Annotated in this window: 19 protein-coding genes and 2 tRNA genes (1 of these 21 cut by a window edge); 15 read left to right on the top strand and 6 right to left on the bottom strand. The window is 38.8% G+C overall.

Features of this window, described 5'->3' with window-relative positions:
- Window positions 1-25: 25 nt before the first annotated feature.
- From TAGGR_RS01690 to hepT, 10 genes are read left to right on the top strand one after another with little or no spacing between them, the layout of a single operon-like run.
- The gene (locus TAGGR_RS01690; protein ID WP_059175633.1) at window positions 26-4,099 is read left to right on the top strand and encodes a PEP/pyruvate-binding domain-containing protein; all 4,074 of its coding nucleotides are present in this window, start codon (window positions 26-28) and stop codon (window positions 4,097-4,099) included.
- A 24-nt stretch (window positions 4,100-4,123) separates the two neighbouring features.
- Window positions 4,124-5,341, top strand: a complete 1,218-nt coding sequence (locus tag TAGGR_RS01685) for a type I glyceraldehyde-3-phosphate dehydrogenase (protein ID WP_059175632.1) — start codon at window positions 4,124-4,126, stop codon at window positions 5,339-5,341.
- 13 nt (window positions 5,342-5,354) lie between these two features.
- The gene (locus TAGGR_RS01680) at window positions 5,355-5,660 is read left to right on the top strand and encodes an MTH1187 family thiamine-binding protein (protein WP_059176531.1); all 306 of its coding nucleotides are present in this window, start codon (window positions 5,355-5,357) and stop codon (window positions 5,658-5,660) included.
- On the top strand, window positions 5,657-6,493 hold the full coding sequence (locus tag TAGGR_RS01675) for a universal stress protein (protein ID WP_059175631.1): 837 nt from the start codon (window positions 5,657-5,659) through the stop codon (window positions 6,491-6,493). Before TAGGR_RS01680 ends, TAGGR_RS01675 begins: the two co-directional genes overlap by 4 nt.
- Before the next feature lie 21 nt (window positions 6,494-6,514).
- Complete coding sequence (locus TAGGR_RS10395; RefSeq protein ID WP_059175630.1) at window positions 6,515-6,949, top strand: MOSC domain-containing protein; 435 nt, start codon at window positions 6,515-6,517, stop codon at window positions 6,947-6,949.
- A complete protein-coding gene (locus tag TAGGR_RS10390) occupies window positions 6,946-7,428 on the top strand; it encodes a MogA/MoaB family molybdenum cofactor biosynthesis protein (RefSeq protein ID WP_059175629.1) in 483 nt (160 codons plus the stop codon). The genes TAGGR_RS10395 and TAGGR_RS10390 overlap by 4 nt, the downstream gene beginning before the upstream one ends.
- A complete protein-coding gene (locus TAGGR_RS01660) occupies window positions 7,425-8,102 on the top strand; it encodes a cytochrome c biogenesis CcdA family protein (RefSeq protein ID WP_059175628.1) in 678 nt (225 codons plus the stop codon). The genes TAGGR_RS10390 and TAGGR_RS01660 overlap by 4 nt, the downstream gene beginning before the upstream one ends.
- 57 nt (window positions 8,103-8,159) lie before the next feature.
- On the top strand, window positions 8,160-10,712 hold the full coding sequence (gene leuS / locus TAGGR_RS01655) for a leucine--tRNA ligase (protein WP_059175627.1): 2,553 nt from the start codon (window positions 8,160-8,162) through the stop codon (window positions 10,710-10,712).
- A 23-nt stretch (window positions 10,713-10,735) separates the two neighbouring features.
- Entirely contained in the window at window positions 10,736-11,182 is a 447-nt protein-coding gene (locus TAGGR_RS01650) for a nucleotidyltransferase domain-containing protein (protein WP_059175626.1), read from the top strand.
- Entirely contained in the window at window positions 11,145-11,597 is a 453-nt protein-coding gene (gene hepT / locus TAGGR_RS01645) for a type VII toxin-antitoxin system HepT family RNase toxin (protein WP_059175625.1), read from the top strand. The genes TAGGR_RS01650 and hepT overlap by 38 nt, the downstream gene beginning before the upstream one ends.
- Here the strand turns inward: hepT and recN are convergent.
- Complete coding sequence (recN, locus tag TAGGR_RS01640) at window positions 11,588-13,222, bottom strand: DNA repair protein RecN (RefSeq protein WP_059175624.1); 1,635 nt, start codon at window positions 13,220-13,222, stop codon at window positions 11,588-11,590. The two genes, hepT and recN, sit on opposite strands and share 10 nt — an antisense overlap.
- Window positions 13,223-14,098, bottom strand: coding sequence for a 4-hydroxy-tetrahydrodipicolinate synthase (gene dapA / locus TAGGR_RS01635; RefSeq protein ID WP_059175623.1), 876 nt, complete (start codon window positions 14,096-14,098; stop codon window positions 13,223-13,225).
- 137 nt (window positions 14,099-14,235) lie between these two features.
- On the opposite strand from dapA, the gene TAGGR_RS01630 reads away from it, so the two are divergent.
- From TAGGR_RS01630 to TAGGR_RS01610, 5 genes are all read left to right on the top strand, one after another.
- A tRNA-Val gene (locus TAGGR_RS01630) sits at window positions 14,236-14,307 on the top strand.
- Window positions 14,308-15,280: 973 nt separating this feature from the next.
- Window positions 15,281-16,717 carry an alginate export family protein gene (locus TAGGR_RS01625; RefSeq protein ID WP_059175622.1) on the top strand — a complete coding sequence of 479 codons (1,437 nt, stop codon included), beginning with the start codon at window positions 15,281-15,283 and terminating at the stop codon, window positions 16,715-16,717.
- Between the two features lie 613 nt (window positions 16,718-17,330).
- On the top strand, window positions 17,331-17,621 hold the full coding sequence (locus tag TAGGR_RS01620; RefSeq protein ID WP_059175621.1) for a GIY-YIG nuclease family protein: 291 nt from the start codon (window positions 17,331-17,333) through the stop codon (window positions 17,619-17,621).
- A gap of 694 nt (window positions 17,622-18,315) precedes the next feature.
- The gene (locus tag TAGGR_RS01615; RefSeq protein WP_059175620.1) at window positions 18,316-18,882 is read left to right on the top strand and encodes a hypothetical protein; all 567 of its coding nucleotides are present in this window, start codon (window positions 18,316-18,318) and stop codon (window positions 18,880-18,882) included.
- Between the two features lie 119 nt (window positions 18,883-19,001).
- A tRNA-Met gene (locus tag TAGGR_RS01610) sits at window positions 19,002-19,075 on the top strand.
- Between the two features lie 71 nt (window positions 19,076-19,146).
- Here the strand turns inward: TAGGR_RS01610 and acsB are convergent.
- The 4 genes in view from acsB to TAGGR_RS01590 are tightly spaced (at most 9 nt apart) and all read right to left on the bottom strand, a layout consistent with a single transcriptional unit that may run on beyond the window.
- Window positions 19,147-21,279 (bottom strand): acetyl-CoA decarbonylase/synthase complex subunit alpha/beta, encoded by a 2,133-nt coding sequence (gene acsB / locus TAGGR_RS01605; protein ID WP_059175619.1) that lies wholly within the window; start codon window positions 21,277-21,279, stop codon window positions 19,147-19,149.
- Window positions 21,276-22,619, bottom strand: a complete 1,344-nt coding sequence (gene acsC, locus TAGGR_RS01600) for an acetyl-CoA decarbonylase/synthase complex subunit gamma (protein ID WP_082673519.1) — start codon at window positions 22,617-22,619, stop codon at window positions 21,276-21,278. Before acsC ends, acsB begins: the two co-directional genes overlap by 4 nt.
- The gene (locus tag TAGGR_RS01595) at window positions 22,591-23,550 is read right to left on the bottom strand and encodes an acetyl-CoA decarbonylase/synthase complex subunit delta (protein WP_059175617.1); all 960 of its coding nucleotides are present in this window, start codon (window positions 23,548-23,550) and stop codon (window positions 22,591-22,593) included. Before TAGGR_RS01595 ends, acsC begins: the two co-directional genes overlap by 29 nt.
- A gap of 9 nt (window positions 23,551-23,559) precedes the next feature.
- Window positions 23,560-23,923 carry the end of a dihydropteroate synthase gene (locus tag TAGGR_RS01590; protein ID WP_059175616.1) on the bottom strand. 419 nt of this gene lie beyond the right edge of the window, so only the last 364 of its 783 coding nucleotides appear in the window; the start codon falls outside the window, past its right edge; its stop codon occupies window positions 23,560-23,562.

Raw genomic sequence — 23,923 nt, 5'->3', positions numbered from 1 at the left:
ATAAATTTGATATAATTAAAATGAAATGAACCAAACTATTGAGAAAAAGCTTGATAAAGTCCTCCATATTTTTTCCCCTTATCCTGGTATCCTGAAGAGTGCCGTTGATTTAGTTGAAAAGCTTAAATGTTCTCCTTACAATTCATGCGGAGCTCAGGATATAGAAAATCATTATCTAAAATACGCAAGCTATTACTTTAAGGATTCTTATGGATATGAGGCAACCTGTGCTTTAATTAGATACTTACTTGAGGGATTTCAGCAAACAGATGAAAAACAGGCATTTTTAAAGTCTATCTCAAAAGTTATTTTAAAGTTATTTGAAGAAGGCAAGGTTACCGAAAATTTTCTCAATGAGACCATATTAGAAGTTTTTGATTATTTTTCCTCAATTCCTCTTACAGATTACATTCAAAACCTTGAAATTCTGAAAAGCATAGCAAGAGAAATCATAAGAAAAGATATTAAAGACCCGCGGTTGTTAAACTCTTTTACAGTTCTTTATCAGAAATATCTGTTTTCGCTTTATTCATCTTTTCTCTCAATTCAAAGAGTTGATGAGTACTTTAAAAAATTTTTACCTGCTGGAGCGATGTTTATAAAACATGCAAGCGAATCTCTATTTAATGAATTAGAGTCAGCATTCCAAGAAATCTCTAATACTCATGATCTTAACAAACTTTTAAAGATTCCTTCCCAGACTGAGCTTTTAAATAAATTAAGAGAACTTCCAAAGAATTTCTCTGATTCCGGTGATTCATTATTAAATCTTCAAATTACTGTTTACTATCTATTTTGGATATTGGATACTGAACATTTAAAGGATCTTCATGAGTTTTCTTTACGAGAACTTGGACGGGTTATAAAGAATTTCTTGCTGAGTTTTAACAGAGCTGATACTCAAAAGCTAATTTTACTTTTAAGTTCTGTTTTCCAAAAACTTGATAAGTTCTTTTATGTGCTACCTGCTTCTGTCATATTCTGTCTTGAAGAAGTTGGCAATGCTATTTATAGATTGAAAATACCTGAAATTCTAAATTTTTATATAGAAAATCTGATTCTGTTAGGTTTTCATACACCTCAATTTAAAGGATTTTACAGAGATTACACGATAAATATCAATCAATACCACATTGCCAATCTCAGGTTATGGTTTGATTTGATATCAAAAAATCCTCAAGAATCAAAAGAGCTTATTTCAGCACTTACTATCTATTTATTTCTTGGTGGTATTCATATAAAGGATACTGATCTTTTCCAGAGAGATGTGACAAAACTTCTTAACTCTGAAATCTCGCAAGTATTTTATCTTATAAAACCGCTACTTAAAAAAATTCCTGTTTATTTTAACGAGATAAATGCCGAAGGACTTTTAAGAACGGTCTCAACTCAGGTCGATGAAATCTTCAAGAGAAAAGACCCTCTTATGCATTTTATAAGAAAACAGATTCATGTAGAAAGTAGCCCTCTGTTAGTTGATTTAATTGAAAAGACAATACAATTCTGGATTACCGCTGATAGAAAAGTTCTGGAGCCCTATGTTTCAGAAGAAATTTTGGAAGAGCTCAAATTAATAGATGATCATCTAAAAGAGCTACAGCTCTTATTTAAGGGACTTTTGAATGATTTAACTACTGAGCAGATTCTTTTAACACCAATAGATGTACTGGTAAATAAAGTTGAATCCTTCCCTGTAAGTGAGATTGTTAAAAATAAGGCAATGCTCACAATAAGACTTTATCAACTTCTTCATGCAAAATACAAAACAGAAGTTATTGAAGTTGAAAGTTTTTTAAAAGAGGCTTTTTATCATGGATTACCTGATGCAAGTTATCTGGTTGACGTTTTACAGGATAGCTCATTATTCAAAAAAGTTGATGCTCTTGTAACTTATCTTGAGAGTCTTAAAAAAATTATGCTCTCATCAGAAAAATACGAAGCCTTTGAAGATATAACACACAAAAGGCATATTGTTGCAGGAATTCCTTCAGTCTCAGGAAGATATAGTGAGAGAAAATTTAATGCTCTTTCTGTTTTTTTAAGACTTGAAAATTTACTTAACAGTCTTCTTGATGAAGTTGAACAATCCATAGACCTTAGTTTCATAACAAGAGCAACTCTTTTCAGGATAGAGAAGTATCTCAAGCTTTTTGGTAGAATTCTTGAGCTCAATGGAATCTCTTCCCAGAAATATATCAATACATTATCAATGCTTTCGGTTGCTTTAGAAATAAGAAGATTTACATTTTCTCAGTACATGGATATCTTTAGAAATCTTGCTGAATCTGTAAGCGATATTGTAAACACCTACTGCACAGCTCCATATAAAAAGTGGCTAAAGAAAATAATAATGAAGTTTCCAAAAGATGCAGAACAGGGCGAACTTAAAGATTTTGAATTGGTGAATGTTCTATCTGAGAAATTTTTAAGGGAAATTGTTACTGAGTATCCCGGTTTAAACCAGCTTGACCGTCTCATCAGCAGAGTTATAAAGGCTTCCTATAATCAGGCAGAAAAATTAAACTATAAAGACCTTGATCTTTTAATGACCTATGATCCGAAAAAGATTTTATGTGATATCTATCATCCAAGGGAAGAGATAAACGATAGAATTCATCTTGGAAACAAAGGACACAACTTAATCAAGCTTGCCCGTAAAGGAATCTCTGTTCCTCCAGGATTTATCTTGACAACAGAGGTTTTTCGTTGTAAAGAGGCAATAAATAACTTTGAGCCAGTTAAAGAACATTTAAACAAAGAGATTCACTCGGCAATGAAAAGACTTGAAGCATTTACAAACAGAAAATTTGGAGATGCATCAAATCCTTTACTGGTTTCTGTAAGAAGCGGTGGTGCCATATCCATGCCCGGAATGATGAATTCGTTCTTAAATGTAGGGATAAATGAAAAAATCATAGAGGGACTCATCAAACAAACAGGCAAGCCATGGTTTGTTTGGGACAGCTACAGAAGATTTCTGCAGTGCTGGGGAATGTCATTTGGCTTGGATAGAGATGATTTTGACAGTATCATTAACGATTTCAAGAAAAAATACAGGGTAGAATTTAAAATTCAGTTTACACCCTCACAGATGAAAGAAGTTGCGATGGCATATAAGGATTTCATTTTATCCAGAGGTATATACATAGAAGAAGATCCCTGGAAACAACTGGAGACAGCAATCTCTCAGGTTTTTAACTCTTGGTACTCTGCCAAAGCAAAGGCATACAGAGAAATTCTCGGAATTTCAGAAGATTGGGGGACAGCTGCGATTGTTCAGAAGATGGTATTCGGCAATCTTGATGCAAACTCTGGCTCTGGTGTTTTATTTACAAGAAATCCTAAGGATTCTACTGACACACTTGTGCTATGGGGTGATTATACTCCTGGAGCTCAGGGTGAGGACATTGTCTCTGGACTTGTGAAAACCTATCCTATATCTGTTGAGCAGAAAAATGCTGAAGGCAGGCTCAATGAAAAATCTCTTGAGGAAGCTTTTCCTGAGATTTATGAATCTTTGATTGAGATTGCAGACACTCTGATTTACAGAGAAAGATGGGATCATCAGGAAATTGAGTTTACTTTTGAAGGAAGGGGTAAAAATGATCTGTACATTCTTCAGACAAGAGAGATGAGTTATGCGAAAAGACAGCTCATGACAGTATTTATTCCGGGAAACTCCTTGAATGAAAGCAAACTTGGAACAGGAATAGGAGTAAGTGGCGGAGCTCTTTCTGGTAGAGTTGTCTTTGATATTGATGACATAAGGGAATTTAAGCAAAAAAATCCCCATGAGGCTGTTATTCTCGTGAGAGCAGATACTGTTCCAGATGATATTGTTCACATTGCCTCAGCAGATGGAATACTCACTGCAAGAGGAGGTTCAACATCTCATGCCTCAATAATTGCAACAAAGCTTGGCAAAACCTGTGTTGTTGGTTTTTCAAAAATGATTGTCTATCAAAATGAGAAAAAATGTAGAATTGGCAAGAAGATACTTAAAAAAGGAGACTACATAAGCATTGATGGCAGAAACGGAATGGTCTATTTTGGAGTTCATCAAACACAAACAATTTATCTCTCTTCAGAGTATTTTTAAACTTAAAGTATAAGGAGGTCAAAAATGATTTTAGGAATTAATGGTTTAGGAAGGATTGGTAAACTTACCCTGTGGCATCATATTGGAAGAAAGCATTTTTCTCAGATTATTGTTAATCTCGGTAGAAAAGCTGGACAATCACTAAAAGACGTGGCTTTTTATATTGAGCATGACTCTACCTATGGCAGACTTCACAATTACCTTTATGGCTATCGTTCAAAATCAGTCATAGAAAAAATTGACGAGGCAAATTCAACAATTGTAATAGATGGAGTTCCGGTAAAAATTCTTACAGAAAGTAGAAATCCTAAGGAAATTGGATGGGAAAAGTATGGTGCAAGGCTTGTGGTTGACACAACAGGAAAGTTTCTTGATCCCACTTTACCCTCTGATGCAAAAGATGGCTCAGTAAGAGGACATCTTGAATCCGGTGCATACAAGGTCATAGTGAGTGCTCCTTTTAAAATTAAAGATAAAACAAAGGACATTCCCGATGACTCAGTTACAGTAATAATGGGCATTAATGAAGAAATGTATGACAGCAAAAAGCACATCATTATTTCCGGCGCTTCCTGCACAACAACTTGTCTGGCTCATATGATGAAGCCCTTACTTGATTACTTCGGGCCAGAGAGAATTCTCAGTGTTTCAATGGCAACAGTTCATGCAGTAACAGCATCTCAGCAGGTACTTGACAGAGTTCCAAAGACAGATGCAAAGGATTTAAGAAAAATCCGCTCTGCCATGAACAACATTATTCTCACAAGCACAGGAGCTGCCAAAACTCTTGCACTTGTTTTACCTGAGATGAAAAACATTGGGTTTATTGCCCAATCTGTAAGAGTGCCAATTGTAACCGGTTCATTGATAATACTTGTTGTAGCATTTAGAGATGAAGAGAGCAATATAATTGATGGAGACCTGATAAACAGGATTTACAAGGAAGCAGCTGAAAGAGAAAAAAGAGGTTATCTGCTTTTCACAGAGGATCAAAAAGTATCAACAGACATAGTTGGATACTTTGGCCCTGCAGCAATAATTGAAGGAAGTGAGACACATACAAGAACAGCAATGATTACACTTGATATATCAAAGATGTGCAACATTGGCTCACCTGTCACTGATAAACTTCAGATTCCCGTAACTCAGGCTGTTATTTATGGTTGGTATGACAATGAGCTTGGCAGCTACACAAACATGCTTGGTGACCTTACAGTAAAAGTCGCTGAGGATGTATACTGAGAAGGGGGGAAAAATGATTGCCCAATTTAGCATAGTTCCATTAGGAGTGGGTGTAAGTGTCAGCGACTATGTGGCAAAGGTAATAAAAATTGTTGATGAAAGTGGAATTTCCTATAAACTTCACGCAATGGGGACAATTTTAGAGGGAGATTGGGATGAAGTAATGGCTCTCATTAAAAGGTGTAGAGATGCATTGATGGAAGAGGTGGAAAGAGTTGTGATTGACATTAAGATTGATGACAGAAAAGGTGCTAAAGGAAGAATTGAGGCAAAGGTTAAATCTGTTGAGGAAAAACTCGGTCGCACGGTGAAAAAATGAAAGTAGAAAAAATCTATGTAGCCTTAGACTTCAAATCTGCTACCAAAAGCGTGCTTTCCCATGCATTGTGGCTCTCTCAAACCTTTGACTGTAAAAAACTCTGTCTTTTTCACATCATGGAATATACTCTTACTCCACCGGCATATCTTATGCCTTACATTAACAAAGAAAAGCAGAAAGCTGAGGCAACCCTGAAATCGCTGGTTGAAGAAATTGCCATATATAAATTAGATGTGGATATTAAAGTGGTCTTTGGAAGACTTATTGAGAGCATAAAGGAAGTAATCAAAGATGAAAAAGCTATTGCTGCAATAGGATTTAAGACACATATTACAAGACCTTCCACATCAGAAAGGATTCTCAAAGGACTTAGAATACCTGTTTTGATTGTAAAAGGAGAAGATTTTAAAGAAATCAGCCCTCAAGCAATAAAGGTAAAGAGAATTTTATGTCCTATTGATTTTTCTTCCTATTCTTTGAGAGCTCTTGAGATTGCAAAGGAAGTAGCAAAAAAATGGAACTGTCAATTAAAAGTTTTACATGTTGTGCCAGAGCAAAAGATAAAAATGATTATTGAAGAACCTTCAGAAGTGGAAAAATACATTGAAAATCTCAGGGAGGAAGCTTCAGGAGAGATTGAAAAAATTGATAAAAACTTGCAGTATGAAATTTTATCAGGCAGTCCTGCAGAGGAGATTCTTAAAAAATCAAAAGAGACTGATTTAATTGTTATTGGTTCTAAAGGAAGATCTTACACTGAGGCAGTGATAATAGGAAGTGTTGCTGAAGCGGTGATAAAGAATTCTTCAACTCCTGTTTTGCTTGTTCATTAGCTATTGTTCTATAATTTTATTATGCAAGGAGTTGTGGTTTCAATAAACATAAGTAAAAATAAAGGCACAACAAAACAGTCTATAAAAGAGGCAATGGTTATTGAGAATTACGGGATTGAAGGAGATGCCCATGCAAGCTCCCACTGGCATAGACAGATAAGCCTATTAGCGCTTGAAAGCATTCAAAAAATGATGGATAAAGGCTTAACCCTGAATTACGGAGATTTTGCAGAAAATATTACCACTAAGGGAATAGAGTTGCTCAGTCTTCCTGTTGGTACAAAATTACAGATTGGTGAAGTAATTTTAGAGATTACACAGCATGGCAAAAGCTGTCACAGTAAATGTGAAATTTTTAAAATTGTTGGTAACTGTATTATGCCAAAAGAGGGTATCTTTGCAAAGGTTTTAAAGGGAGGAAAAATTAAAGTGGGAGATGAGATTAAAGTATTATGAAATACAGAGTTGCTATAATTACAGTCTCTGATAAAGGTTCAAAGGGACAGAGAGAGGACCTAAGCGGAAAAGTTATTGAAGAGATAGTCTCCCAATGGGCAGAGGTTGTTTTTTATAGGATAGTTCCCGATGAAAAGGAAGAGATAAAACAGGCAATTCTTGAGGCAGTCTCTCATGCAGATTTAGTTCTTACCAATGGAGGTACAGGACTTTATCCAAGAGATGTAACTCCAGATGCAACCCTTGAAGTCATTGAAAAGGAAGTGCCGGGAATTGCTGAAGCGATGAGAATAGCAGGTCTTGCAAAAACAAAGACAGCCATGCTCTCAAGGGCAGTTGCAGGAATCAGAGGAAGAACTCTAATAATTAATCTTCCGGGAAGTCCAAAAGCTGTAAAGGAATCTTTAGAAGCCATTATAGATGCACTTCCCCATGCAATTGATAAACTCAAAGGCGATCCCACCGAGTGTGGTAGATGAACGAGATAACATTTACTACCTCTTTTATAGGAGGATTTATAAGCTTTTTTTCTCCCTGTATTTTACCTTTACTTCCTGTATATGTCTCTCTTTTTTCTGGACTTTCAGTAACTGAGATTTATCAGGGTAGTTCTAAACTTCGTATTTTGTTTCACACTCTTTTATTCATTGCTGGTTTTTCAACAGTATATCTTGCTCTTGGAGCAGGAAGTTCTTTTCTTGGAAGTCTTTTTTTTGACTATCAGGATTATCTGAGAGTAGCTGGTGGTATTATGTTAGTTCTATTTGGTTTTCTTCTTATTGGACTCATAAAATCTGGAATTTTTATGCGAGAGTTCAGACTCAATATAAAACTACAGAAATTTGGCACACCAGTAGGTGCTTTTTTAGTTGGAGTTGGTTTTGCTGCAGGATGGTCTCCCTGCATAGGTCCTGTTCTTGGAAGTATTCTAATCTATTCAAGCATGAGCGGAAGTGTGTTAACAGGTATGAAAATGCTTGGAGCATATTCACTTGGGATAGCAATACCCTTTTTAATTTCTTCTGTCCTGATTGATACAGCCATGCGATATTTGAGAAAATTTATGAAAGTTTTTAAATGGATTAACTATATAATCGGAGTTTTGCTCATAATTCTCGGATTGGTAATGATTTTGGGCATCTTCAATATTTGAATTTTTGCAATTTTTCTCTATATAATACTGCAAATAAATTGTTTTTCTGGAGGCACCATGAGGCAAAACTATGATTTTAAAACCATAGAGAAAAAGTGGCAGGATGAATGGCTCAAAAACAGAGTTTTTGAAGTTGACGAGTCTCCTTCAAAGCCTAAATTTTACTGTCTTGAGATGTTTCCATATCCGTCAGGGAAAATTCACATGGGGCATGTGCGTAACTATGCAATTGGTGATGTTATTGCAAGATACAAAAGGATGAAAGGCTTTAGTGTGCTTCATCCAATGGGATGGGATGCCTTCGGACTTCCTGCTGAAAACGCAGCCATAAAACACGGTGTACATCCAGCAAAATGGACATACGAAAACATAGAATACATGAAATCCCAGCTTATAAAACTTGGCTTGAGCTATGACTGGAGACGTGAGGTAACCACATGCACTCCTGAATACTACCGATGGAATCAATGGATATTTCTCAAGCTTTATGAAAAGGGGCTTGCCTACAGAAAATCATCCTTTGTTAACTGGTGCCCTTCCTGTGCAACAGTTCTTGCCAATGAGCAGGTGATTGATGGTGCCTGCTGGAGATGTGAATCCTCTGTTGAGCAAAAGGAGCTTGAGCAGTGGTTTCTGAAAATCACTGCATATGCTGAAGAGTTACTCAAGGACTGTGACAGGCTCACTGGCTGGCCTGAGAAGGTTCTCACAATGCAACGTAACTGGATTGGAAAAAGTGAAGGCGTTGAGGTTGACTTTCCAATTGAGGGAATGAATGAAGTCTTGAGAATCTTTACAACCCGTCCTGATACGATCTTTGGTGTAACTTTTATGTGTATCTCACCAGAGCATCCACTTGCTGAGAGACTTTGTGATGACAAGGAGGCTTTAAAAAAAATAAGAAAGCTTCAGCGTGAGCCTGAAGTCAAAGAAGGAGTATTCACAGGCAGATACGCAATAAATCCTCTTAATGGAGAAAAAGTTCCCATATGGATTGCCAATTTTGTGCTAATGGAGTATGGAACAGGTGCAATAATGAGTGTTCCAGCCCATGACCAGAGGGATTTTGAATTTGCCGTAAGATACGGACTCCCCATAAAAGTCGTTATAAAGCCTGTGGATAAAGATTTGACCGAACCTCTCACAGAGGCATATGAAGAAGAGGGAGTCATGGTTAACTCAGGAGCATTTTCAGGTCTTCCATCAAAAGAGGGCAAGAAAGCAGTGGCAGACTACATTGAGCAAAAAGGTCTTGGCAAGAAAACAGTCAATTACAGACTTCGTGACTGGGGAATCTCAAGACAGCGCTACTGGGGTACACCAATTCCAATAATATACTGTGATCACTGTGGCATTGTTCCTGTGCCTGAAGAAGATTTACCGGTTATTCTTCCTGAAAATGTGAACCTAACAGGCAAGGGTGAGTCTCCTCTTAAATATGTCGATGAATTTTACAGGACAAAATGTCCACGCTGTGGCAGAGATGCCCGAAGAGAAACTGACACTATGGATACCTTTGTCGATTCCTCATGGTATTTTGTAAGATACTGCTCTCTTCGTGAGGAAGAAGCTTTTCACAGAGAAAAAATAAAATACTGGATGCCCGTTGACCAGTACATTGGTGGAATTGAGCATGCAGTGCTTCATCTGCTTTATGCAAGATTTTTTACAAAGGTGCTTCGTGATCTTGGGATTGTTCCCTTTGATGAACCCTTTCAGAGGCTTCTTACTCAGGGAATGGTTTGCATGGAAAGTTATCGCTGTCCTGAACACGAATGGCTTTTCCCAAAAGAAGTGAAGGATGGAAAATGCATTCACTGTGGAAAGCCTGTTTCTGTGGGCAGGGTTGAAAAGATGTCAAAGTCAAAGAAAAACATCGTTGACCCAGATGAGATGATAGAGACTTACGGAACAGACACAGTAAGAGTCTTCACCCTTTTTGCAGCTCCACCTGAAAAAGACCTTGAGTGGTCCTCTCAGGGAGTTGAAGGCGCACACAGATTTCTAAAGAGAGTTTATGCCCTTGTTTATAAACATCATAAATGGTTAAAAGAGATAGATAGTGATTTAGAGCCTTCTACCCGTCATTCCGAGGCACAACGTGCCGAGGAATCTCCATCCTCTATCCTCAGCCTCATACACAGAACAATAAAGCGTGTAACCCTTGACATTGAAAAGGAATATCAGTTCAACACAGCAATTGCAAGGCTTATGGAGTTTGTAAACGAGGTTTACAACTATGAACCAAAAACCGACGAAGAACGCCGAGTATTCAAATTAGCCCTCAAAAACTTTCTTATACTTCTCAGTCCCTTTGCACCACACATTGCTGAGGAGCTATGGAGAGAGAGCGGTGAAAAGGGATTCATCCTTGAACAACCCTGGCCACCATACGATGAAGAGCTTGCCAGAGAGCAGATGATTGAGCTTGTTGTCCAGATAAACGGCAAAGTTCGTTCAAAGATGATGATTCCTCAGGGCATGACCGATGAAGAAGTTGTAAAAATAGCCCTTGATGATGAAAAAGTAAAGCAGTGGATAGATGGAAAAGAAATCCTCAAAGTAATTCCTGTCAAAGGCAAACTCGTAAATATTGTTGTTAAGGGTTAAATAAAAAGTGGTATCATAATCATATGCTTTCAATTACTGAAATTGCCGAAAAATACAAAATTTCTATGATTTATCTTTTTGGCTCTCAGGCTGAGGCAGGTAAGAGATATATTGATGGATATGAGGTTTCTTCAGAGCCTTACTCAGACCTCGATGTTGCCGTTTATTTTGAAGAACTCCCTGATAATCCAATTCTCACCTATGGAGAGCTTTACAGGGATTTCTCAATTCTCTTTGAGCCTTTTGAGATAGACCTCGTATTCATGCATGAGCAGGACTCACTTTTCCAGTATGAGATAATAAAGGGAATCCGTATTTATGCAAAAGATGAAAATTTTGCCGATGAATACGAAGAACTTATCATGAAAAAAGCTTCTGATCTGGCTTTCAAGCAAAAAGAATTTATAGAAGACATTTTAGAGGCAATAGATAATGGTTATTTCCAGTTTGAATATAAAGCGAATAATTAATCTAATTGGCTTTATTGAGGAATGCCTCAATGAATTAAGGTCATTTCAAGTCATGGATGAAGAGGAATTTCTTTCCGATAAGAGAAATCCAGCTTTTGTTGAAAGCTATCTTAGAAGAACTCTTGAAGCTATATTTGATATTGGCAGACACATTCTGGCAAAAACCTACGGTTATAAAGAGCTTGAATATAAAAAAATTGCCAAAGAACTGGGTAAGAAGGGAATTGTCACACAGGAACTTTCAGAAAAACTATTTATGATGGCAGGTTATCGTAATAGAATGGTTCATTTTTACAGAGAAATAACTCCAGCAGAGTTATTTAAGATTGTCAGGAATAATCTCAACGATATAGAGGAATTTCTAAGACAAATACGAAATTTCATTAATGCCTATCTTAAAGAAACTCAACCCTGAAGGAGTTCCTCAGCGTGAAAGAGTGAACTTTCCGTAATCCTTCCGCTCAGCATGCGGGCGATTTCTTCTTTTCTCTTAGCTTTATTTAGCAATTCAACTTTTACAGTAGTCTTCTCATCCCATATAATTTTTTCCACTTTCAGATGATGCTGAGCTTTTGCTGCAATCTGTGGAAGATGAGTTACGCAAATTACCTGATGATGCCTTGCAAGTTCACGAAGTCGCTTACCCACATTTTCTGCCACAGTTCCTCCGACTCCTGAATCAATCTCGTCAAATATCAAAGTCATTGATTTTATGTCTTTTTTAGCCTCCTTTAGTTCCACACACTTAAGGGCAAGCATAAGACGGGAAAGTTCCCCTCCTGAGGCAACCTTGCTCAGAGGTTTTGGTGGCTCTCCGGGATTTGCCGAAAAATAAAACTCCAGATCGTCTTTACCTTTTGGCCATATTTCTCTTTCTCTGATCTTTACTTCAAATCTGGGATTACTGAATCCTACCTCTTTAAGCTCTTCATTAACCAGAGTTTCAACCTTTGCTGCAAGCTTTTTTCTCTTCATTGAAATCTCCTCTGCTTTTTTATCCATTTCAGCCTCCAGACTTACAAGCTCCTCCTGAAGTTTTTTCATCTCATCCTCTGAAATACTGATACTGCTCAGTTCCTTTTCTATGTTTTTTCCGTATTCAATAATCTCTCCAACAGAACTGCCATATTTAGACTTAAGCCTGTTTATAAGAGTAAGTCTTTCCTCTATTTTTTCAAGGGTAAAAGGATCTGGCTCATAGGTGTCTTTTAGTTTTCGTAAAGAATAAATAGATTCATCAATCTGTGCAAGACTTGATTCAATAAGATTTTTTATCTCCTCTGCCTTTGAATCAAAACGAAGAAGTTCTTTGATAACCATGAGTGTTTTAGAGAGATTTTCATGAACTGAGTTCTTACCGTCATAAAGAAGGCTGAATGCATCTTCAGCAAGCTCTTTAAGCTTAAGAACATTTTTAAGTATTCTCCTCTGTTCATTCAACTCCTCTTCTTCTCCCTCTCTGAGCTGGGCAGATTCAATCTCCCTAAGTTGAAACTCAATGAGTTCCTTTCTCTGCTTTTTTGCGATAAGTTCATTTTTTAGGGATTCAACTTTTTCTCTTAATTTGACAACTTTTTCATAGATTTCGGTAAAATTCTTTACCTCTTCAGTTAATCCTGTGATTGTGTCAAAAAAATCAATGTGATTCTCTCTCCTTAAAAGATAAGTATGCTCATGCTGCCCATGAATGTTTATAAACTGGGATGCAACTTTAACAAATCCTTGAGATGTATAAATTGAATCATTAACATAAGACTTTGTTTTTCCATTAACAGGGATGACTCTCTTGAGAATTACAAAATCCTCATCTGACTCAGAAATCCTTACATCACCGAGCACAACCTCCACAATAGCCTCATTTTTACCGTGTTTTACAAAATCAGCGGCTGATATTTTTTCTTTAAGTAAAACTCCAATTGCATCAACAATTATTGATTTTCCAGCTCCTGTCTCACCGGTAATAACATTAAACCCCTCTTTCAACTGAATTGAGAGACTATCAATGATTGCAAAGTTTTTAATTCTTAATTCTTCAATCATTTAGCTGATAAGATCGGCGCTACGCAAAACCTCAGCAAGCTTTTGTTTATTTGTCTCAGACATCTCACAAAGAGGAAGTCTGAACTCTTCCTTTATTTTACCCATCATTGCAAGAGCTGTTTTAACAGGAATCGGATTTGTCTCAATAAACATTGCTTTATTAATTGGTTCAAGCTTGTAGTGAATTTCCCTTGCTCTGGAAATATCTCCTCTTTCCCATGAATTAAATAGTTCAGCCACATCTTTTGGACAAACATTTGCAGTAACTGAGATGAAACCTCTTCCACCGAGAGCAAGAAGAGGTAGATTTGTAAAGTCATCTCCAGAGATAACAGCAAAATCGCTTCCACAGAGTCTAATAATCTGACTCACCTGTTTCATGTCTCCTGTAGCCTCTTTAATTCCCACTATTCTTGGATGCTCGGCAAGACGAGCCACTGTCTCTGGCAACATGTTTACAGAAGTTCTTCCGGGTACATTGTAGAGAATCATTGGCAGCCCTGTTTTGTCTGCAATCTCTTTGAAATGCCTGTAAAGACCTTCCTGAGTAGGCTTGTTATAGTAAGGAGTAACGGAAAGAGAACCATCCGCACCGAGTTGTTCTGCTTTACGAGCAATCATTATCGCCTCTTCAGTTGAGTTTGAGCCAGTTCCAGCAATAACAGGAACTCGTTTGTTTACCACCTTTACAGTAATTTCAATAACTCTGTAGTGCTCTTCATAGTCAAGAGTTGATGCCTCTCCAGTAGTGCCACATGGCACAATGGCGTGTGTACCTTCTTTTATGTGCCACTCTATGAGTTCCTCAAGAGCCTTTTCGTCCACTTTTCCATTTTTAAAAGGTGTAACAATTGCCACCATTGAACCTTTAAACATGCTAAGCCTCCTTTGTAATTTTATTTTTTGTTCTAATTCTTTTCTATCTGAGACGACTTTGTCAAGAGGAATTTCACAATTTTTATTTTACCAGTTGACAATTGGAACAGAAAATTATTTATAATTAACAATACTTAAGGCGCGTAGCTCAGTGGGAGAGCGCTTCCTTGACGCGGAAGAGGTCGTGGGTTCGATCCCCTCCGCGCCTATTATTTTGGGGAAACTTCATTGTATACTTTTTTCAACAACTGTCTAAAAAAATATACATAGCCTGCAAACAAAACTCGCAAAATCCTTACATTTTATCTGGCACTCAAATTGCATGAGTGTGTGGTGATTGTTGTTCTTTGAAATAGTTATTTATTCCGTTGATATGACAGGACAATCTCAAGGGATGCAATTACGAGGTGCGTCTCTCTCAGTCCTTGCGAGCGCCTCCCCTTTCTTTCATTGTAAGGAACTTCCTTTTCCTGTCATTGCGAGGAGCGTCAGCGACGAAGCAATCCCCACAGTCCGTCATTGCGAGCACCTTTTTCCTGTCATTGCGAGCGCCCCTTTCCTGTCATTGCGAGCCGAAGGCGAAGCAATCTCTCATTTTAATATCACGGAGTCCTTCTGACTGCTCCTATTGACACTATGGGCGTCATTGCGAGGAAGCCGAGCCAGAGGCGAGGCTGACGAAGCAATCTCCTCTTTTCATTATCGCAGGAAGTCAGAGACTGCTTCGGGACATCGAGTCCCTCGCAGTGACAGAAAATGTGGTATTGTGGGGAGAGAGAGATTCCTCGGGGCATCGAGCCCCTCGGAATGACGGAGAAAAAAACATCGAGTCACTAGGAATGACAGAAAAAGTGTCATTGCGAGGAGCGTCAGCGACGAAGCAATCCCATACCCCTTGACAGGGAAAAAAAAGTATGATAAAATGTCTAAAAACTTACACTCAAAAAAGGAGGTGATAAGACGAACACGGTGCATGGGGTAACCCCCAAATTCTCAGTCGCTAACTCCTCAATGATTGCAAGGAGATTCTTCCTCATCATTGCGAGGAGTATATTCCTTAGTCATTGGGAGGAGTTTCCCTTCCAGTCATTGCGAGGAGCGTTAGCGACGAAGCAAACTCAATCTTAATGCCTTACCACCGCCCTTGGCGGTGTAACTGAACTAACCGATGGAGGTTAGGAAGTGAAAAAATATGCAAGTATTTTAGCAGTATTGGTTCTTCTCTTGGGTCTTGCTGCACTCAGCTATGCAGCACCGGCAGAAATCCCATCAGACACAACAGCAGTCATCGCAAAAGGAAAAACCCAGATAACCCTCGGCGGTGAGCTGAGATTCAGAGGAATGTATGGAAAAAATTTGAATGTAAAGGAAGATGATACTTATGAAGATTCCAAGTCTTACTACGACTATCGTGTAATACTCAATATGGAAGCTAAGGTATCTCCAAATACAACTGGATATGTTGAACTGCAAAGTGGAACATATGACACAGACAATGTTAATTGGGGTTCTCAGGCAGGTGGTGCAAGAGGTAACTATGCTTTTGGTAACACAAAAGAGTCCAATGTAACAATTCGTCAGGCATGGATTCAGTATCAGGGTTCAGGACTTCTTGGTGTTCCAGCAGGATTTAAAGTAGGCCGCCAGCTCATTAAGCTCGGGTATGGTCTCTTCTTTGATCACACATACTTTGGTGATGATGCAATCCTCGTATTCGTTCAGCCAATGAAAGAGCTTACCATTGCAGCTCACACAATCAAATTCAGAGAGGGTAGTGAAACTCTTAACGATGACTCAACAGCATACGGAATTCTTGCAGCCTATGCAGGTAAAGGCTTTGGCTTAAGCGCAGATGTAACATATGTTGATGACCAGAATTTGAGAGGATATTATTTAAATTTAGACAATAATTTTATCTCTAGTAAAAAGCCACAAAATTTTGAAGACCTTACAAATTCTTCTATCCACCTCTGGAACTTTGGTTTAAGAGGCAATGTTGATGACATTGCTGGAACAGGCTTGAACTTTAGAGCTGATGTAGAGTTTCAGACAGGTAAATTAGATAGAACAACAGGACACGATCCAAAGTTCAAAGGCTGGGCAGCTCTTGCAGGACTTGACTACAAATTCAAGACAATACCATTAACACTTACCGCAGAGTATGCAATCGGTAGTGGCAATGACGATTCAGAGGATATTAAAGCATTCATCACAGCACTTGGTCAGGAACAGCACTATACATTCATATATGAATATTTAGCACCTTCTGCATGTAACTTTGGTGCTAACTCAAGAACAGGTCTCTGCAACACCCAGTACGTAAAATTCGGCGGTGCCTATGACATTACAAAGGACCTCAAGGCAGAGCTTTATGGTTACTGGTTAAGAGCAGTTGAAGATGTAGCAATCAATAAGAATGTAGGAACAGGAACCGCACCTTCTCCAGACAAAGACCTTGGCTGGGAAGTTGATGCAAAGGTAACCTATCAGATTGACAAAGGTCTCAAGTACTGGGTAGAGGGTGGATACTTCTGGCCTGGCGATGCTTACAAACTCGCTGGTGGCAAAGATGCTGATGATGCCTGGGCAGTAAGACACGGCATCCAGCTCAACTTCTAAAACAAAAGACAACGCACCGTGTTCGTCATAAGGCGGGGCCCTCCCCCCGCCTTTTTTATTGCCTTTTCTCTGTCATTCCAAGTGACTCAATGTTTTTTTTCTTGTCATTCCGAGGGGCTCAATGCCCCGAGGAATCTCTCACTCCCTCAATTCCACCCTTTCCGTCACTGCGAGGGACTCAATGTTCCAAAGCAGTCTCTGACTTCCTGCGATAATGAAAGGATGATATTGCTTCGTCAGCCTCGCCTCTGGCTCGGCTTCCTCGCAATGACGCTTTTTCCGTCATTCCAAGTGACTCGATGTTTTTTCTCTGTCATTCCGAGGGGCTCGAAGCCCCGAGGAATCTCTCACTCCTACAATTCCACCCTTTCCGTCACTGCGAGGGACTCAATGTTCCAAAGCAGTCTCTGACTTCCTGCGATAATGAAAAGGCGAGATTGCTTCGCCTTCGGCTCGCAATGACGGACTGTGGAGATTGCTTCATCGCTGACGCTCCTCGCAATGACGCTTTCTTTGTCATTCCGAGTGACTCGATGTCTTTCTTTTTTGTCATTCCGAGGGGCTCAATGCCCCGAGGAATCTCTCACTCCCTCAACTATGATAAAATATTCCCATGTCTAAAAAAGGCTATGTCTATATAATGACAAATCCTGCCAATACAGTGCTTTATACCGGTGTTACCTCTGACCTTAAAAAGAGAGTATATGAGCATAAAAACAAACTTGCCGATGGATTTACAAAGAAGTACAATGTGGTGAAACTTGTTTATTATGAGGTTTATGAGAATATAACTGATGCAATCATGAGGGAAAAACAAATCAAAGGAGGCAGTAGAAGGAAGAAGATTGAGTTGATAAATAAATTCAATCCTCAATGGAAGGATTTATATGATGACATTTTATGAGGCGAGATTGCTTCGCCTTCGGCTCGCAATGACGGACTGTGGGGATTGCTTCGTCGCTGACGCTCCTCGCAATGACGCTTTCTATGTCATTCCGAGTGACTCGATGTCTTTCTTTTTTGTCATTCCGAGGGGTTCGATGCCCCGAGGAATCTCTCATCCCTACAATACCACCTTTTCCGTCACTGCGAGTGATTCAATCCTTTTCTTGTCATTCCGAGGGGCTCGACGCCCCGAGGAATCTCTCATCCCTACAATTCCAACCTTTCAGTCACTGCGAGGGACTCAATGTCCCGAAGCAGTCTCTGACTTCTTGCGATAATGAAAGGATGAGATTGCTTGCCTTCGGCTCGCAATGACGGACTGTGGGGATTGCTTCGTCAGCCTCGCCTCTGGCTCGGCTTCCTCGCAATGACGCCATAGTGTCACTAGGAGCAGTCAGAAGGACTCCGTGATATTAAAAGGCGAGATTGCTTCGCCTTCGGCTCGCAATGACGGACGGTGGGGATTGCTTCGTCGCTGACGCTCCTCGCAATGACAGGGAAAAAATGACCTCGCAAAAGCAATTATAGGGAAAAAAGCAATGAATAGGAAAAAACGAGTGACAGGGAAAAATGCCCTCGATATGACAGGGGGGAGAGCAATGACAGATAAAAAAGTAAAATGGTATAATTAAAAAAATTTTGGAGGTTCTCTGATGGATATCGAAGCCATTGCAACTAAACTTAAAGACCTAATTCTTGGAGAATTAAAAGAGGAATTCAGAGACTTCAAAGCCACAGTTACAGGACAGCTTGAAGGATTTGCTATTGCCATTCAATCAATTAATGCAAGGATGAACTCTCTTGAGTCAAGGCAGGCAAATATTGAGTCTGAAATCAGGGACATAAGAAGGGCAATTGATGAGACCAACAAACGAATTGACGAGACCAACAAGCGAATTGATGAAACCAACAAGCGCATTGATGAACTCAGGGTAGAGCTCAAAGCTGAGATAATGGCAAATACTCAGCGAATTGATGAGACCAACAAACGAATTGATGCACTCAGAGTAGAGCTCAAATCCGAAATCATTGCAAATACTCAGCGAATTGATGAGACTAACAGGAGAATTAACGAGACAAACAAACGTATTGATGAATTATTTAATGCGGTGACGCATATAAGAGGAGACCTTAATAAAGCACTCTCTCAGAAAGAAGTAATTGACGACGTGCTTATAAGAATTCAGAGGCTTGAAGAGCGAGTTCTTGCTACAGCATAACCGTCACTACGCTGGAAAAATTATTTCATTCTGAGTACAAAAATTTATCCAGAAGCCTGATAAATAAGCGGTTAAATATTTGCCAAAAGAGGGATGATTTTGATATATTATTTATGTTTGGCGGCGTAGCTCAGCTGGTCAGAGCAGACGGCTCATATCCGTCGTGTCAGGGGTTCGAATCCCTTCGCCGCCATTTTTTATTTTATTAATTCCGAGAATGGTACGAACTTTACAAATATAATACGTCTTTAAAAAAATTTCGACTTATTTTATTATCGGTTCCATCTCTAAGGCAGGATGTCCAACTTGAGAGAGATAATCAATCAGGCACTCAACATCTTCACAGACTGTCTCATCGGCAATTTTCTGAAGAAGATCAGGCACACCTTCTTCCTCTGCTCTTTTTTGAAAGTTCTCTTTTATTCTCTCTTTTAATTCTTTTGGCATCCAGACAATTCTTTTTATACCACCATCACCTTTGAGAAACTTTCTTGAAGTAATGTAGTTTACACCAACTCCCATAAATCCCGGCGTCTGAACTCCTCCACCAATCATTCCTGCAATTGTGGAAAACTTCATTCCGATAGGTGTCATACCACTGTATCCACGATTTACTATTAAAACTCCATTTGCTTCAGGCACAACTGCAACAATGCATTCAAAACATCCGCATGAAGTCATGGGATTTTCCATGATTGAGTAAAGATTTATTGTTTCAATTTCTCCACCTGAATGTTTCTTTACATACTCATCAACTCCGCTGTATCTTCCATAAACAGGATCAATGAGTTCACCTTTTTGCACAGGCTGGTTTCCACCTGTTGGCTCAATTTCATAAGCTGCTTTTGCATCAAGCCATGTAAAGGCTCCGCAGAGTCCTGGACGTTCGGGTGTAATCACGCATACATGTTTTGGGGCAAAACTCTGACAGAGTAAACAGGAATAAAACTCTTCAACCTCTTCATCAACAAGTGAGGCAAGCCTGAGGTCTCTTTTCCTGTACTCTTTCCTCGCCTCTTCTCTCAATTCTAAAACATCCTTTTCATCAACATAGAGCAAAACTTCAACCCTGTCAACGATGCTGCGAAATCTTGCCTTTGTCATGCTCATTATTATCAATCCAAGATGTTCAAGGCTTATGCCTGCTTGCTTTGCTTTTTTGCTTATTCTTATCCAGTTTATGTCTCTCTGACCAATATGCCAGAGTCCTTCAGCTTCATTTATGAATGTATGAATCTGACGCTCTATAACAGGTTCAAAATCTTTCTGCATCTTTTTGCCTGCCACATTTACGATAATTCCAAGGGGCATTCTACCGCCCTGTTCATAACGGCTACACCAGTCTGTGCCGATTATCTCAACCTTTTCATCTTCAACCTCTGAAGCCTCCATCATTCTGACCCATTCAAATGCAGGGGTTTTCTGCCCGCCAAACTCTATAAAAGTGTCTTCCTTCCTCACTCTTTCACCTTCAAAAGCTGGACCATAGGAAACAGGAATAGGAGGTTTTTCCACAACTATCTTTAATCCCCTTGTCTCAATCGCTTTCCTGACAATCTTTGAAAGTTCTTTTTCTGAAGTCAAAAGAGGATACTCAGCAATTTCAGGGATTGAAACATCCGGCAAGCTCTGGTCAGTTATCACCGGAATTGCCAGCACAGCAGCTCCCAATGCCATGGCAACTGCTCTTTCATTAAGGTTTCCAAAGGCTATAGCAAAGGCATTAACTCTCTTTCTTACATAATCAATAATTGCATCTTTATCTCCAGCGGTTTGTCCCCCAAAAATCAACGATGCCCTTACAGCCCAGTCAATAACAAAAACTGTATGCTCTGTTTCTGTGCCAACGGGTACTATATAGGCTTCAAAGCCGTATCTTTCACCTGTTTTAACGAATTCATCTGCAACAGGACCGATTAGAAAAGTGAGAATCCTTTTTTCCTGAAGTTCTTTAACTATTGAAAGAAGTTTGTCATCCTCAAGTCTGCCAAGCAAAACCGCCACTGCAGGGATTCTGCCATCAACAAGCTGAACTCCAAGAGTTCTCTGAATTGTGTCTCCAAGAAATCCATAAAATGGCTCACTTTGAGATGATGTTATGTAGTCCAAAGTAACTGAAATCTCTGAAATGTAAAGATAATTTAATGCAAAAGTTACTATATCAGTTGTTTGACTGAGTTGTCCTTTTATTCCTTCAAAAAATTTTTTAATCTCTGAAAGATTATTGATTTTGAATCCCTCTAAAGCATAAATAAGAGGAAGTCCATAGGCTGTATCAGGAAGTTCAAAGTTGAAGTTTTCCCCTTTTTCTGATAGCACTCTTTTCAATTTCTCTTCTGTTTCTTTAAGTAAGTTTTCAGAGCCCTTACTTGCTATTTCAATTAATTTATCTATCATCCTTTACTCCTTACATAATTTCTCAAAAAAGCGGGAATTCCACTTGCTTCTTTTGTTCCCACAATAACCTTCCAGTCAGGAAGTTTATCCTCAATGGCGCCTTTAAGCATGGCAACATATCCTGGAATAATGAGTTCTCTGTGATTTAACCTTTCTTCAATGCCGCTTTCCTTTATAAACTGAGCAATCTTGCTCGCTGAAAACTTGCCTGCTGCCCATGCAGTAAGAACGCTTAGACCATCACAATCCATTATTGCAAGCCATGCAGGAACTTTGCTGTTTTCTATCTCTCCTTTTACAAGAAAATAAGTTAAAGCAAAGTTGGTGGTAACTATAATGGGACTACTCTCATCAGGTTCTCCCACTTTGTATATGTCTTGCTTTACCTGCATGGGAACCTGTGGGTCTGAATATATGTTCTGTCTCAGCGTAAAAAGAATAAGATTTTTCCATCTCGGAATTTCATTTAAAACAACCACAGATGAATATTTAAGAATAGCAACTGAGGCAAGAACTGTCTCATAAAATGGATCATCTTCTTTAAGAACTGTTACTATTGGAAAACCAAGTGCTCTAACTCTCTTTTTCAATGAAGCACGCCTTATAATTGTGTTGTCAGTGAGAAGTTCAATAGCGCTTTCAGGTTGAGTATCAATAAGTAACTTGTCAAATCCTGAACTCATAATTTTTTCATTAAGTGAAATTACTTTATCCAATCCCTTTGCAGTAACTGTGAGCGGAACATCGTATTTTTTAGCTATATTTAGCATTTTATCAATGTTTTCTTCGGAAACTCCGTAAAGAATTGGTTTAATTTTAGGGAAACTGCTTAAGACTAAATCTGCTGAGTCTGGATTAAATGTTCCAAGTATCATGGGTATCTGAGCTCCGGTAATTATCTTTTCTACTGCTTCTTTGAATTTCAATGGTTCATTGGACTCATTTTCAAGAAAAATTGCATCAATTCTGAGTATTTCACCAACTCTTTCAATTTGAGAGTTTAAAACATCATTCAGTTTTTCCTCTAATTTTTCATCTGTGTCTTTTATTTTTAATGCAAGAACTGGGGAATTGAAGAACTTTTTTTCATGCCTGAAAAGACACTGTTCTTCTCCGATTTTTATGGATTGGTTTTCTGTGCCAAAAACAATTCCCCTTATTGCAGGGGTTGATGCTTCTTTAAGTTTTTCTATTACCTCTGCTGATGCTTCTGGACATTGCTCAATTTTTGCCTGCCCCTGAGCTACTTTCATTGCAAAGGCAAGGCAAGTAGGAAAACCACATTTTTTACAGTTTGTTTTTGGAAGAAGTTTAAATATTTCTATTCCTGTAAGTGCCATATATATCCTCTATAAACTTTTTTGTTATTTTTATTGCCTCTGGATGCCTCATTATTAAAAGTTCTGCACCGGAAAGCAGGAACGAACAGGCTGTTACAGTTTCCCACATAATAGCTCTTTCATAACGACTTCCCCACTCTGGAATCTCTTGTTCAGTAGCCTGCACTTCTTTTGTTTTCCACACATAAAAGCCCACATCAGCAACCATTGGAACAGAAAGCATCTGATCTGCCTGTATAAGTCCTGCAATTTTTATTCTCTCCATTACAGAGTAGGTGTATTCAAAACCATATCCAAGTGCAGAGCACATGGGATCAATAATTATTCTCTCTCTTGGAAATCCTATCTGGGTAATCAAAATATTTAACTGCTTTGCAAGATTTACATCAAGCTCAGACATAGCAATAAGACTATGCCTTCCCGCAATTGCAGCAGCTGCTACAGTTTTATAATTTCCTTCCTGTGCCTTTCCAATTATGCAGTTATAATCTCTTGAAGCATCAGCCACTACAGGCAGAACTTCGGCATCTTTTTCAGTATGATTACTCCCAAGAATTATCAAAGGTAAATCTATCTGAGAGAGAACTTTTTTTACTACATCAGCAGCCTCTTCAGGTTTCGAATCTTTGCTGTCAGGATGGGTGCTCATAAGTCTCAGCGCAATTGCCTCTGCTCCCAAAGACTCGCAATACTTAGCCCATCTTACTGGATCATCCCACACTGAAGAATAGAGCTTGGCAAGCTCATCAGGATAGTCATCAGGGACAGCATCCTCAATCTCAAAGGCAATCAAAGGTTTATGGGGAAATTCTCCTTCAAAAAAGTGAAAGGGAAGGGCAGATTCTCCACCAAAGAAAGCTTTCCTTTCTTTTCCAAAATTGATTTCAGGAATTTTCCCTGAATAGGTCTCTTTAGGAATTGAGAAACTCATTTTCACTCCTTAAATCTCAAGATAGGAATGGGCATAAAGTGTTTTACCCATTATGATTTCTATTGTTTTTATAGTCTCAATAACTTCAGAGGGATTTACGATAGCAGCTGAAAGTCCTTCATACATCAGAAGAGCAAGAAAGTGTCTATTTAAAATAGCCCGTAGATGCTTTGGACATCCATTTGAGAGGTTGCTAAGTCCAACTATTGTTTTCATTGGAGGATCATTTAACTCTTGAAAAAGTTTTACGGCTCTTAAAACTTCTTTTGCTTGATTTTGAGAAGTTGAGATCTGTAAAACTAATGGATCAAGATATATGTCTTCCAGAGGAATCCCGTACTCCATAGCCTTTTCCATGAGCTGAGCAGCTATC

The sequence above is a fragment of the Thermodesulfovibrio aggregans genome (genome assembly GCF_001514535.1).
Classification (GTDB): Bacteria; Nitrospirota; Thermodesulfovibrionia; order Thermodesulfovibrionales; family Thermodesulfovibrionaceae; genus Thermodesulfovibrio; species Thermodesulfovibrio aggregans.
The sequence above is the reverse complement of the archived record's forward strand: the minus strand, read 5'-3'. Positions and strand labels throughout refer to the sequence as shown.